Below are 12,023 nucleotides of genomic sequence, written 5' to 3'. Positions count from 1 at the left end.
GAGCAGATCCTGGGCGACACCCGACCCCCACACCCTGACCAGCCGCAACAACCTCGCCAGCGCCCACCAGGCGGCGGGGGACCTGGAGCGGGCCATCCCCCTGCACGAGGCCACCCTCGCGCAGCGCGAGCAGGTCCTGGGCGATACCCACCCCGACACCCTGAACAGCCGCAACAACCTCGCCAGCGCCTATCAGGCGGCGGGGGACCTGGGGCGGGCCATCCCCCTGCACGAGGCCACCCTCGCCCAATACGAGCAGGTCCTGGGCGATACCCACCCCGACACCCTGAACAGCCGCAACAACCTCGCCAGCGCCTACCAGGCGGCGGGGGACCTGGAGCGGGCCATCCCCCTGCACGAGGCCACCCTCGCCCAGCGCGAGCAGGTCCTGGGCGATACCCACCCCCGTACCCTGGCCAGCCGCAACAATCTCGCCGCCGCCCGCAAAGCAGCGGCAGCTGTACAGCAACCAGATACAGCAACCCCAGCAACCGCCGCCGACCACCAACCCCCCTCAGACACACCCGAGCAACCGGTATGACCGTCCCCGACCGATCTCTGTAGAGCTACGGATCAGAAGGTCGCCTCAAAACACCCCGCCCCCTCCCGCACCGCGATCCGCGCCAGCTTCGTCAGCATCATGCCGTTGCGGACCGCGACGACGTAGTCGACGGGGAGTCCGTGCATCCGGGTGCCGGGGCCCCGGAGCGGGTGCCAGTCGAGGGTGAAGAGGGTGTGCTCGCCCCAGGGGAGCAGCCTCATGGCGATGCGGGCCGCGCCGAAGGGGTCCGCCTTCGCCTCCAGTTCCAGGCGGTGGGGCGGTTCGCAGACGCGGACGACGCAGGTGTCGTCGAGGGTGAGAGGGCCGGCGCCGACGCGGACCTTCAGCCGGGCGCCCACCTCCGGCCAGTGCGGGTCCGCGGCGAGGATCTGTTTGGTGCCTGTCACCCACTCCCCGTAGCGGTGGCCGTCGCACAGCAGGCGCCAGACCTCGGACGGCGAGCTCAGGATCAGACGGCGGTTCCGGGCCATGGTCACGCTCCTGGACGGCTGTGAGCTCGACGCGAGGACTTCGAGAACTTGGCTTCCAGCGTCGTGCCGACCGCGTCACGTGCACAGTCCGACCGGTCCGGACGGGTGAGTCTCCGGGCTCGGGGCCTCGTAGAATCGCCGGGTGAACGCCCCCGCACCCCCGGCCGAAACCCTCCGCGCCGCCCTCGCCGGTCTGCTCGACGGACTGCCGCCCCGGCAGGCCGCGCAGGCGGTCGAGCGGCTGATCGCCAGCTACCGCGGGGCCACCCCGACCGACGCGCCGATCCTGCGGGACCGGGCGGATGTGGCCGCCTACGCCGCTTACCGGATGCCCGCGACCTTCGAGGCGGTGCGGTCGGCGCTGGGGGCGTTCGCCGAGGCCGCGCCCGCGTGGGTGCCCGGATCGCACACCGACGTCGGTGGTGGAACCGGTGCCGCCGCCTGGGCCGTGAGTGCGACCTGGGGCGGGGAGCGGCCCGTCACCGTGCTCGACTGGGCCGAGCCCGCGCTCGCCCTGGGGCGGGAGATCGCCGCGGCCGACCCGGCCCTGAGGGACGTACGGTGGCAGCGCTCTCGGATCGGAGCGGCGCTCACCCTGGAGAGCACTGATCTCGTCACCGTCTCCTACGTCCTCAACGAGCTGACCGCCCCCGACCGCATCGCCCTCGTCGATGCCGCCGCGACCGCGGCCCAGGCCGTGGTGATCGTCGAGCCCGGCACTCCCGACGGCTACGCCCGCGTCATCGAGGCCCGCGACCGGCTGGTCGGCGCCGGTTTCCACGTCGCCGCGCCCTGCCCGCACAGCGCCGCCTGCCCCATCGTCCCCGGCACGGACTGGTGCCACTTCTCCGCCCGGGTCAGCCGTTCCTCCCTGCACCGCCAGGTCAAGGGCGGCTCCCTCCCCTACGAGGACGAGAAGTTCAGCTACGTCGCCGCCGCCCGCTTCCCCGTGACCCCGGCACCCTCGCGTGTCGTGCGGCGCCCGCAGATCCGCAAGGGCCAGGTCCTCCTCGACCTGTGCGAGACCGAGCCGTCCCTGCACCGAACCACCGTCACCAAGCGCCACGGCGACCTGTACAAGGCGGCACGGAACGTGGACTGGGGCGACGCCTGGCCTCCGGCGACCTGACCGGAGCCGGTCATCCTTGACCGGAGCCCGTCAACCCTGACCGGCCCAGCGGGACAACGCCTCCTCCGCCGACGCCCGGTCGGCGGGGGACAGGTCGGCGATGTCGGCGCCGTGATTGCCACCCGGCACCCACAGGACCCGTGAGTCGGCACCGCCCGGCTGGAAGCGCTCGGCCACGGAGGGGTCCTGTGTGCCGTAGACGAACAGCAGCCGGCTGCCGCGGCGGCGGACCCAGCGGTCGATGTCCGGCATGGCCTCCGGGTCGAAGCGCATCGGGATGTCCCGGGGGACGAAGCTGCGCGCCTCGATGGCGGCCGGGTGCCGCAACAGATCCGCCAGGTGGGCCGTGGGGACACTGCCGTACCCCAGCTGCGTGCCGATCTGGTACCAGTACGGGACGTAGTGCTGCGCCGTCCTGTCGGCGTACAGGGACAGGCCGGCGGTGTCGTCGAGCCACGCGTACAGCTCGGCGGCCGTCGCCTCCGGGCCCGGAATCGCTGCGATGTCGGCCGCCGTCCCGCGCTGCCAGAACATGAACGGCGCGCGCAGCACGGCGATTTCGAGCGCCTTGTCGGCGCTGCCGACGATACGGAAGGTGTCTTTGGCGTCGGCCGCCCAGGCCTCGTAGCGGGCGACCATCTCCGCCCGGTCCAGCAGGATGCGCCGCTGGACGGCCTCGATGGCCTCGCGGGCGGCGGGGGTGCCGACCGTCTCCAGGAAGCGGACGTAGGCGGAGTCCTCACGGTCGTCGACGTTGCTCGGGGCTCCGTAGACCACCGTGCCGTCCACGTCGTGGGGGTGGAAGCGGCGGTGGTAGACGCTCGTCATACCGCCCTTGCTGCCGCCGGTGGAGATCCACGCGCCGCAGTAGAGCCGGCGGAAGAGGCGGACGACGCGGTGGTGGTCGTCGGCGGCCTGGCGGATCGTGAGGTGCGCGTAGCCGGGGCCGGCCGGGCGTGAGGCGCCGAAGTAGCGGTGTTCTACCTGGAGTTGGTTGGCGCCCAGCAGGACCGTCGCTTCCGTGCGCCGGGGTGTGAGGACCGCCTCGTAGCCCGTGCTGAACAGCACCATGGGTCGGTCGGCGGCGGTGTGCAGCAGGGTGAGGCGCTGCTCGAAGGTGCCGGCCGCGGGATTCCGGTGGTCGACCGGCTGGCGCAGGCCCAGGACGAAGTGCCGGTAGCCCGGTTCGGCGTCCTGCCGCTCCTCGATCAGCCGCAGTCCGAGCAGCGCCCGCAGCGCGTCCGCGATGTCGCCGGTGCCGGGACGGGCCGCTCCGGTCGCCGCCCGGGCGGGCAGGGCCGCCGTCGCGGCGAGACCCGCCGCCGAGACGGTCGTCGCCGCCGAGGTGAGCAGTCGTCGTCTCGTCCACACGCGCATCGTGAGTCCTCCCGGGTGTCCGCCGGTCGCGGTTTGTCGGCCGCTTCAGTACATCCGCCGGACGTCCCGGGAGGATCCCGCGCGCGAGGGGACCGTCTCCCCCGGGCGGGGGAGGCTCACGACGATGTGTCGGTCGTACCGCCCTCCTGTGGTGTCTGCTGCTGCCGTTTCTCCTGAAGCTTGCGCAGCAACTCGCGTTTCTGGGCCTGCGGATCGAGGCCGCCGCCGATCCGGCCGTCCCGGGCGCCGCCGCGCAGCGCCTTGCGGCCGAGCTTCTGGCGCGATCCGCCGACACCCAGCAGGTTTCCGGCTCCGCCTCGGGCCATGTGGGGCTCCTTTTCCATTCCTCTTCCGCGACGAGACGGTTCGTCTCGTGTATGGAGTCCACTGTCCGCGAGACGGTCCGTCTTGTCAACCTGATAAATTCGAGCCATGGCCGTACAGAAGTCCGCACAGTCCGCCCCCGGAAACCCTGCTTCCGGAAAGCCCACCCCCGACGCCTCCCGGCGCAGCGAGAAGTCGCGTCGCGCCATCTACGACGCCGCCCTCGCGCTCGTCGTGGAGGTCGGTTATCCGAAGACCACCATCGAGGGCATCGCCGCCCGCGCCGGCGTCGGGAAGCAGACGATCTACCGCTGGTGGTCGTCGAAGGCGGATGTGCTGATGGAGGCGTTCCTGGACCTGGGCGAGCAGTCCCTGCGGGAAGCGGGACCGGAGCCGTACGCCTTCCCCGACACCGGCGACCTCGCCGCCGACGTCAAGGGTGTCCTGCGCGCCACCGTCGACCAGTTGGGCGACCCGAGGTTCGAGGCGCCGTCCCGCGCGCTGGCAGCCGAGGGCGTCGTCAACGAGCAACTCGGGCGCGAACTCGTCGCCAAGCTGATGCAGCCCTCACTCGACCTCTACATCGGCCGGCTGCGCGCCGCCCAGGAGGCCGGTCAGGTGCGGCCCGACATCGACCCGCGCATCGCTCTGGAGTTCTTCATCTCCCCGCTCGCCCAGCGCTGGCTCCAGCACACCGGCCCGATCTCCTACGAGTACACCGACACCCTCGTCGACTACGCCCTTCACGGCCTCGCACCGCGCTGAGGACCCTGTCGGGCGGTCCGCGCGAGACGTCCCGGCGCGTCCGTGATCACCCCGTCGCAGCCCAGGGCCAGCACCCGGTCCCGCTGCGCGTCCGTCACCACCGTGTGTGCCCACACCCGTGGGATCCCCGACCGCACCGCCCGCGCGAGATCCGCGTCACGCGCCCGGTGGTCCACGTCCAGCAGGTCCACGTACGACCGCCAGCGCTCCGGGCGGTCCGTGCGCAGTTGCCGCGCCGAGCGCCACAACTGTGTGAGCAGGCCCAGGCGGTGGACGTGCCGGGCCACCTCGGGGTCGTTGGAGTTCACGAACACCGAGCGGGTCAGGCCACGGTCCCGGATCAGCCCGGCCAGCCGGTCCAGGCTCCGGGGGTCCTTCGCCTCCAGCATCAGCACGATCCGTCCGCCGAAACGGTCCAGTACCTCGGCGACCGTCGGCGGCCGTTCCGAGCGCCAGCTGCCGGGCAGCGCGTCCTTCGGGCGCAGCCGGACGCCGCGCCACTCCCGGGCGTCGAGGCCGCGCACCTCACCGCCCAGGTAGGTGGTGCGGTTCAGGGTCTCGTCGTGGAACACCACGGGCGTCCCGTCGCGCAGCAGCCGCGTGTCGAAGTCCAGCACCTGCGCCGTACCGCGCTCGTAGGCGGCCACCAGCCCCGTCATGCTGTTCTCGGGGACCTCGCGGGCGCCGCCGCGGTGGGCGACGTAGGTGATCCGGGGGAGCGCCGCCACGGTCAGCGGGCCGGTGCCCCACTCCAGCGGGCGGATGCCCGCCGGTCCCGTGAGGGTCAGCGAGACCACCGAAACCGCGGAGGCGAGGCCCGACAGCGCGATCCTTGTGACCATGGCGACCACGGTAGGGCGCCATGTCACGGCAAAGCGGGCAATGACACCCGATCACGGTGCGGAGTACCTCTCGCCCTACGGGCATATGCCTCGCCCCACCGGTACCCGTCTCGGCCCTCCTGCCCCGGATGTGGGCACTGGCCCCCCGGCGCGCGGCAAGATGGGACCATAAGGCATGCTGTTCCGCACGACAGCGAGGCGAGGGGATAGATGAGCGCGGAGTACGGCGGCAGGACCGGCCTACAGGGCAAACTCACCCAGTGGCTGCGCGCCGGGCGCCGGCCCAAGGAGACCGCCGGTGACGGCGGCCGGGAGGCCCTGCTGCTCGCCGCCGCCGGAGCGGGACTGCCGCTCGCGCCCGCCGCCCACCCGGCCGGATACCGCTGCTCCTGCGAACGCGTCGGCTGTCCCACCCCGGCCCGGCACCCGGTGTCCTTCGCCTGGCAGACGCAGTCGACCACCGACCGCGCCCAGATCGAACGCTGGGCCCGCCACCAGCCGCAGGCCAACTTCATCACCGCGACCGGCATGGTGCACGACGTCCTCGACGTGCCCCTGGATGCCGGTCGCAGTGCGTTGGAGCGGCTGCTCGCCGCCGGTGTCGAGGTCGGACCCGTCGCCGAGAGCGACGACGGGCGCATGCTGTTCTTCACCCTCACGCGCGGGACGCCCGAGGACGAGGACGAGTGGTGGCCGTGCGAACTGGACTGCCACCCCGAGACGATGGACGAGCACCCCGGGCTGCGGTGGCACTGCCGCGGCTCCTACGTCCTCGTACCGCCGGCGCGGCTGCCCGGCGAGGACCAGACGGTGCACTGGGTGCGCGGGCCCGAGCATCCGCTGCCGGATCCGCTGACCCTGCTGGAGACGCTGACCGAGGCCTGCGCGCGGTACGCCGGTGAGGACGCCGACCACGCCGCAGCGGCCTGGCCGCCGCGGCGCTGAGCCGACCCGGCGCTGTCCCGGTACCGTCTCCGTCCGCTCTTACGAGCCTTCCGCCGACGTCATTCCCTGGATACGGCCGAGGATCGTCACCTGTCCGCTGCCGCTGCCCTTCGGCGGGTCCAGGGCCACCTCGTTGGAGACGAACTCCATCAGGAGGGACTGCTTGACCTCGCCGTCCGTCAGGGCGAGGACGTCCTTGTTGGGGATGGGGAACGTCGTGCCCGCGTAGGCCGTCTGCTTCTCGTAGTGCCGTGTGGTGAAGAACACCAGTGCGCCGCCGTCCGCCGTGCGCAGGGCGAGGGGCTGGTAGTCGCCGTTCGTCAGCGGCTCGTCGATGTACTGGGTGACCAGGCCCGGCTTCTTGGCGTTCTTCGCGCGCAGGGCGCGCCACTGGCTGGTGTGGGAGCCGTCGGCGAAGGCGTCTCCGCCGTTCTTGAGGTAGGTCGTGTAGTCCCGGCTCAGGTCGCGGGGGGTGGCGGCCAGGCCGGTCGAGTTCACGGGGACGGACTCGGCCCAGCCGTCCGCGTCCTTCTTGAACTGCGGGACCTTGCCCGGTGCGACGAGGGTGAGATACGCGACCTGGAAGGGGTCGTCCAGGCTGCTGCGGGTGAACACGAGCAGCCAGCGGGCGGCGCCGCCCTTGTTGCCGGCCGCGTCGGCGAGGAACCAGCGGGGCCAGCCGGCCTTCTTGGGGATCGTGTACTTCGCGTCCGTCAGCTTCAGGGGCGTGTGGTTCGGGTTGCCGTCCGGGTTGTTCGTCTTGCCGGCCTTCAGGCGCGCCGAGTCGATGTCGGCCAGGGCGCCGGTGGTGTGGTCGGCGTCCAGGGAGGCGTCGTAGGCCTTGTCGGCCTCGTTGTACGCGGTCGTGAACTCCTGGAGGGCCTTGGCGGCTTCGGCGCGGGTGGTGGACGGGAGGATCTCCCGTTCGCCGTGCACCACGACGCATCCGCTCGCCGTCAACGACAAAGCGGTCACCGAGGCTGCTATGAGGGCGCTCCGGGCGGACCTGCGGAGCGTTCGAGGGTCGCGATCCCTGCTCATCGGGTTCCTTCACCTTCCCCTTTCCGGAGGCGAACCCTACCGGGTGCCTCCGGCGGTTGGGCGGGGGGTCTGCGCCTGACGCCGGGTGGTGCGCCGGGGCCGCGCCGGGGGGTGTCCGTCCTCGGAACGGCGCGATGGGGTCACATACCGACTGACTAGCGTTGACGCGCCAACCGCTGCGGGCGGACACCCCCCGACACGTCCCCTTCTCGCCGTCGGCGGGTGCGGGCGCGTCGTGGTTGCCCCAGCTGCGGGCAGTCGTGCCTCCCCCAGTGCCTTGTCTGGCAGCGGCGTCTGCGGACCTTGACCGACGAGCGCGAGCGCCGTACGGCGGCACCGGCCCGCCGACCCGGAGCGGAGGACCACCGCCTGGCCCAGGATCTGGGCGCCGTTCTCGCGGACCTGCCCTACGAAGCGGCCCGCACCGTCGCCTGGCCCCTTCCGGGCGGTCCGGCCGCCTGGGACGACCTGGCCGCCCGGGCGATGTTTGAATGCCCCCGTGACTGACTACGACGTGCTCCGCGTCTTCTGTGGGCCGGACGGCGGATACGGCAACGAACTCGGTGTCGTGCGCGAGGGCTCGGTGCTGCCCGAGCGGAGCGAGCGGCAGGAGTTCGCCGCGAAGCTCGCGTTCAGCGAGACCGTGTTCGTCGACGACCCCGAGCGCGGGGTGATCGACATCTACACGCCCACCCTGCGCCTGCCCTTCGCCGGGCACCCCTGTGTCGGGACGGCCTGGCTGCTCGACGTGCCCGAACTGGTCACACCCGCCGGGGTGGTTGGTGCCCGGCAGGACGGGGAGTTCTGCTGGATCGAGGCGCGGGCGGAGTGGGTGCCGCAGCGCACCCTGCGGCAGTACGGCAGCGCCGCCGAGGTCGACGACCTGGCCGTGCCGCCGCCGGGGGAGTGGGTGTACGCCTGGGCGTGGCAGGACGAGCCCGCCGGACGGGTGCGGGCCCGGGCCTTCCCCGGACGCGGCGACGGGATCGACGAGGACGAGGCGACCGGGGCGGCGGCCCTGCTCCTCACCGACCGGCTCGGCCGCGCCCTCAACATCACCCAGGGCGCGGGCTCCCAGATCCTCACCGCACCCCAGCCGGGCGGCTGGACCGAGGTCGGCGGCCGGGTGCATCTCGAACGCTGACCCGGGTGGCGCGCGTCCGTACGGGTGGAACAGCGTGTGCGCGCGGTACCGAACGGGGACCTCTGGGCCTGACCACTCATCCTTCTCGAGAGGAGCCCCAGTGCGCATCCGATCCGCCCTGGCCGCAGTAGCCCTGACCGCCGCCCTCAGTGCCGCAGGCGCGGCGACGGCCCACGCCGGCGACGACGACGGCCAGGGTCACCGCCACGGCTACGACCACATCCCGTGCAGCCCGTACTTCGGCGAGATCGAAGCCGAGACCGCTGAACTGGAGTGGGGCGGCGCCGTCTGCCACAAGGGCGTCTTCGACGTCTGAGCCGGCGGCTGACCGACGGCAGCGGGTCCCCCTCGCCCAGGGCGAGGGGGACCCGCCGCGGTCACGGCAGTGTGAGGATCTCCGCGCCCGACTCCGTCACCACCAGCGTGTGCTCGAACTGGGCCGTCCGCTTCCGGTCCTTCGTCACGACCGTCCAGCCGTCGTCCCACATGTCGTACTCGTGCGTCCCGAGCGTCAGCATCGGCTCGATCGTGAACGTCATCCCCGGCTGGATGACCGTCGTCGCGTGCGGGCTGTCGTAGTGCGGGATGATCAGGCCCGAGTGGAACGACGAGTTGATGCCGTGGCCGGTGAAGTCCCGGACCACCCCGTAGCCGAAGCGCTTGGCGTACGACTCGATGACCCGGCCGATGACGTTGATCTGCCGACCAGGCTTGACCGCCTTGATCGCCCGGTTGAGGGACTCCCGGGTGCGCTCCACCAGCAGCCGCGACTCCTCGTCGACGTCACCGACCAGGTAGGTGGCGTTGTTGTCACCGTGCACGCCGCCGATGTACGCCGTCACGTCCAGGTTGACGATGTCGCCGTCGCGCAGGACGGTGGAGTCCGGGATTCCGTGGCAGATGACCTCGTTGACGCTGGTGCACAGCGACTTCGGAAAGCCCCGGTAGCCGAGCGTCGAGGGGTAGGCGCCGTGGTCGCACATGTACTCGTGCGCCACCCTGTCCAGTTCGTCGGTGGTCACCCCGGGGGCGATCAGCTTCGCGGCCTCCGCCATCGCCCGGGCCGCGATCCGGCCCGCGAGCCGCATCGCCTCGATCGTCTCGGGCGTCTGCACCTCCGGTCCGGTGTACGGCGTCGGCGCGGGCTTGCCGACGTACTCGGGGCGGCGGATGTTTCCGGGCACGGGACGGGTGGGGGACAGCTCCCCCGGTACGAGCAGCGACTGGCCAGACATGCCAGCGAGTCTAACCAGCGGCCATGGGGGAACATGACGGTGGCGAGAGGAGCTGGTCATGGCCCTGTTCAAGAAGCGGACGGTCGGCAAACCGGGTGAGTGGTACTACTGCCTGGAACACAAGAAGGTCGAGGAGGGGCCGGAGTGCCCCAACAAGGACCGGTTCGGCCCGTACGCCTCCCGCACGGAAGCCGAACACGCGATGGAGACCGCCCGCGCACGCAACCTCCAGTGGGAGAACGACCCCAAGTGGCACGACGCCCCGGCGGGCGGCCGCGACGACGAGTAGGCGCATCCCGGCGGTACCTTCGCAACAGGCCCCTAGGGACCGATCGGCCCCACCGCCCCTACCAGCGCGCCGGCGGTGGGGCCGTCAGGTGCTCCGCCAGTCTCGCCACCCTGTCCCGGAAGCGGCGCCGGCCGCGCGGTGTCGGCAGGGCGTTCTCCCCGGCCGCCGCGCTGACCAGGTGCTGCACGGTGTCCAGGTCCAGCTCCGAGCCGTCGGGCACGGCCAGGGCCTCGTGGGCCATCACCGGCAGCTCGCCCTCACCGGGGCCGAGGGACAGCACCGTCGCCCCGGCGCGCCGGGCGTCGGACACCCGTTCGAGGAGGGGTGAGGCAGGGCCCTCGGGGGACACCACCAGCAGCGTCTCGCCCCGCCGGGCCGCCTCCAGCCGCCCGAGACCGACCGCCAGGTGTGCCGGATCCGAGGGGCGCGCGTCATGCCGTACCAGCGTCGGGGCCAGCTCCGGCGTGCCCGACCACGCCGCCTCGTCCACCAGGTGCGCCGCCAGGTGCCACGGCTCGTACTCCGGCGTGCCGACGAGCAGCAGTCCACCGCCGTGCGACACCACCGACCCCCGCAGCGCACCGGCGAACCGCCGCGTGGCGCCCAGCCACTCCGTCCCGGCGAGCACTTCCCGCAACAGCGCGACCCGTACGGCATCCATACGACCGCATCCTGCCCCAACCGGTCAGTCGTGATGTGGAATTCACCACCTATTCGCCCGGCTTGGGCAGATGGACCGGTCATCCGTACTGGCGTCGAACGCCCGGAGGAACCCGCCCATGACCGAGACCAGTGTCCCCTTCCGCGCCGGACAGGAGGGGTACGCCAGCTTCCGCATCCCCGCCGTCGTCGCCACGGTCCCCCACTCTCGGCTCCGCTCGAGCGGGGGCACCCCCATCGGCACCCTGCTCGCCTTCTGCGAGGGCCGCGTCGGCTCCCGGGACGACTTCGGGAACATCGACGTCGTACTCAAACGCTCCACGGACGGCGGCCGCACCTGGGGCCCGCTCCTGGTCGCCGCCAAGAACGGCGACGCCCTCGCCGGCAACCCGGCCCCCGTCGTCCTCGACACCGGCCGCGTCCTCCTCGTGCACGTACGCAACGCCGCCCTCGCCACCGAGGACGCCATCCGGCGCGGCAAGGTGAGCGCGGCCGACGGACGCCGGGTCTGGGTGCAGCACAGCGACGACGACGGCCTCACCTGGTCCGCGCCGAGGGAGATCACCCAGCAGACCAAGAAACCGCACTGGCGCTGGTACGCCACCGGCCCCGGCCACGCCCTCCGGCTGGGCACCGGCCGGATCGTCGTCCCCGCCAACCACTCCCTGCCGCCCACCGGCACGGACAACGGCACGGAGGGCAGGTACAACGGCGGCCACTGCCTGCTCAGCGACGACCGGGGCGCGACCTGGCGGATCGGCTACGTCGACGACAACACCGACGGCTACATCAACGCCAACGAGACCACCGCCGCCGAACTCCCCGACGGCCGCGTCTACTTCAACACCCGCAACGACTCCCCGTCACCGGGCACCCGCGCCGACGCCCACTCGGCCGACGGCGGGCAGACCCTGGTGAAGCCCTTCCGTCCGCAGGCGGGACTGGCCGCGCCCGTGTGCCAGGCGAGCGTCCTCCAGCTCCGCGCCCCCGACGTGCTGCTGTACTCCGGCCCCGCCGACCCGGGCTTCCGCGCCCTGATGACGATCCGCGCCTCCGCCGACGGCGGCACCACCTGGCGCCCGGCCCACACCGTGGACGGACTGCCCGCCGCGTACTCCGACCTCGTGCGCGTCGACGCGGACACCGTGGGTCTGCTGTACGAGACCGGCGACTTCAGCGCCTACGAGACCATCGCCTTCCGCCGGGTGCTCGTGACGGAGCTGACCTGAGCGGACGACCG

The 12,023-nt window shown here is 72.2% G+C and carries 16 protein-coding genes; 9 read left to right on the top strand and 7 right to left on the bottom strand.

What is annotated here, in order from left to right:
* The first annotated feature begins 34 nt into the window (after positions 1 to 34).
* Positions 35 to 541, top strand: coding sequence for a tetratricopeptide repeat protein (locus tag ACZ3I3_RS04770; protein WP_467362730.1), 507 nt, complete (start codon positions 35 to 37; stop codon positions 539 to 541).
* A gap of 32 nt (positions 542 to 573) precedes the next feature.
* On the opposite strand, the gene ACZ3I3_RS04765 is transcribed toward ACZ3I3_RS04770, so the two are convergent.
* Entirely contained in the window at positions 574 to 1,032 is a 459-nt protein-coding gene (locus ACZ3I3_RS04765; RefSeq protein ID WP_467362532.1) for an SRPBCC family protein, read from the bottom strand.
* Positions 1,033 to 1,174: 142 nt separating this feature from the next.
* On the opposite strand from ACZ3I3_RS04765, the gene ACZ3I3_RS04760 reads away from it, so the two are divergent.
* On the top strand, positions 1,175 to 2,161 hold the full coding sequence (locus tag ACZ3I3_RS04760) for a small ribosomal subunit Rsm22 family protein (RefSeq protein ID WP_467362530.1): 987 nt from the start codon (positions 1,175 to 1,177) through the stop codon (positions 2,159 to 2,161).
* Between the two features lie 30 nt (positions 2,162 to 2,191).
* On the opposite strand, the gene ACZ3I3_RS04755 is transcribed toward ACZ3I3_RS04760, so the two are convergent.
* A complete protein-coding gene (locus tag ACZ3I3_RS04755; protein ID WP_467362528.1) occupies positions 2,192 to 3,538 on the bottom strand; it encodes a S28 family serine protease in 1,347 nt (448 codons plus the stop codon).
* A 116-nt stretch (positions 3,539 to 3,654) separates the two neighbouring features.
* Positions 3,655 to 3,864, bottom strand: coding sequence for a DUF6243 family protein (locus ACZ3I3_RS04750; RefSeq protein ID WP_467362526.1), 210 nt, complete (start codon positions 3,862 to 3,864; stop codon positions 3,655 to 3,657).
* A 106-nt stretch (positions 3,865 to 3,970) separates the two neighbouring features.
* Between ACZ3I3_RS04750 and ACZ3I3_RS04745 the strand changes: the two genes are divergently transcribed.
* The gene (locus tag ACZ3I3_RS04745) at positions 3,971 to 4,627 is read left to right on the top strand and encodes a TetR/AcrR family transcriptional regulator (protein WP_467362524.1); all 657 of its coding nucleotides are present in this window, start codon (positions 3,971 to 3,973) and stop codon (positions 4,625 to 4,627) included.
* Here the strand turns inward: ACZ3I3_RS04745 and ACZ3I3_RS04740 are convergent.
* The gene (locus ACZ3I3_RS04740; protein WP_467362523.1) at positions 4,606 to 5,469 is read right to left on the bottom strand and encodes a glycerophosphodiester phosphodiesterase; all 864 of its coding nucleotides are present in this window, start codon (positions 5,467 to 5,469) and stop codon (positions 4,606 to 4,608) included. The genes ACZ3I3_RS04745 and ACZ3I3_RS04740 overlap by 22 nt on opposite strands.
* Positions 5,470 to 5,679: 210 nt before the next feature.
* Here ACZ3I3_RS04740 and ACZ3I3_RS04735 point away from each other — a divergent pair, with 210 nt between their 5' ends.
* Positions 5,680 to 6,414: a bifunctional DNA primase/polymerase gene (locus tag ACZ3I3_RS04735; protein WP_467362522.1), complete on the top strand. Its 735-nt coding sequence runs from the start codon at positions 5,680 to 5,682 to the stop codon at positions 6,412 to 6,414.
* A gap of 39 nt (positions 6,415 to 6,453) precedes the next feature.
* Here the strand turns inward: ACZ3I3_RS04735 and ACZ3I3_RS04730 are convergent, their stop codons facing one another.
* Entirely contained in the window at positions 6,454 to 7,455 is a 1,002-nt protein-coding gene (locus ACZ3I3_RS04730; protein WP_467362520.1) for an SCO2278 family lipoprotein, read from the bottom strand.
* A 303-nt stretch (positions 7,456 to 7,758) separates the two neighbouring features.
* On the opposite strand from ACZ3I3_RS04730, the gene ACZ3I3_RS04725 reads away from it, so the two are divergent.
* The 3 genes from ACZ3I3_RS04725 (at position 7,759) to ACZ3I3_RS04715 (ending at position 8,915) form a co-directional block, all read left to right on the top strand.
* Positions 7,759 to 7,962: a hypothetical protein gene (locus tag ACZ3I3_RS04725; protein WP_467362518.1), complete on the top strand. Its 204-nt coding sequence runs from the start codon at positions 7,759 to 7,761 to the stop codon at positions 7,960 to 7,962.
* Positions 7,955 to 8,599 carry a PhzF family phenazine biosynthesis protein gene (locus ACZ3I3_RS04720; protein ID WP_467362516.1) on the top strand — a complete coding sequence of 215 codons (645 nt, stop codon included), beginning with the start codon at positions 7,955 to 7,957 and terminating at the stop codon, positions 8,597 to 8,599. The genes ACZ3I3_RS04725 and ACZ3I3_RS04720 overlap by 8 nt, the downstream gene beginning before the upstream one ends.
* A gap of 100 nt (positions 8,600 to 8,699) precedes the next feature.
* Positions 8,700 to 8,915 carry a hypothetical protein gene (locus ACZ3I3_RS04715; protein ID WP_467362515.1) on the top strand — a complete coding sequence of 72 codons (216 nt, stop codon included), beginning with the start codon at positions 8,700 to 8,702 and terminating at the stop codon, positions 8,913 to 8,915.
* Positions 8,916 to 8,976: 61 nt separating this feature from the next.
* Here the strand turns inward: ACZ3I3_RS04715 and map are convergent, their stop codons facing one another.
* The gene (map, locus tag ACZ3I3_RS04710) at positions 8,977 to 9,834 is read right to left on the bottom strand and encodes a type I methionyl aminopeptidase (protein ID WP_307174811.1); all 858 of its coding nucleotides are present in this window, start codon (positions 9,832 to 9,834) and stop codon (positions 8,977 to 8,979) included.
* A gap of 58 nt (positions 9,835 to 9,892) precedes the next feature.
* Here map and ACZ3I3_RS04705 point away from each other — a divergent pair, with 58 nt between their 5' ends.
* On the top strand, positions 9,893 to 10,123 hold the full coding sequence (locus ACZ3I3_RS04705) for a hypothetical protein (protein WP_355856951.1): 231 nt from the start codon (positions 9,893 to 9,895) through the stop codon (positions 10,121 to 10,123).
* Positions 10,124 to 10,181: 58 nt separating this feature from the next.
* Here the strand turns inward: ACZ3I3_RS04705 and ACZ3I3_RS04700 are convergent, their stop codons facing one another.
* Positions 10,182 to 10,784: a hypothetical protein gene (locus tag ACZ3I3_RS04700; protein WP_467362513.1), complete on the bottom strand. Its 603-nt coding sequence runs from the start codon at positions 10,782 to 10,784 to the stop codon at positions 10,182 to 10,184.
* A gap of 118 nt (positions 10,785 to 10,902) precedes the next feature.
* Between ACZ3I3_RS04700 and ACZ3I3_RS04695 the strand changes: the two genes are divergently transcribed.
* A complete protein-coding gene (locus ACZ3I3_RS04695) occupies positions 10,903 to 12,012 on the top strand; it encodes a sialidase family protein (RefSeq protein ID WP_467362511.1) in 1,110 nt (369 codons plus the stop codon).
* Positions 12,013 to 12,023 lie beyond the last annotated feature (11 nt).

This window comes from Streptomyces sp. NPDC016851 (genome assembly GCF_055562795.1).
Note: the sequence above shows the minus strand (reverse complement) of the source record. Positions and strands in the feature narration are given on the sequence as shown.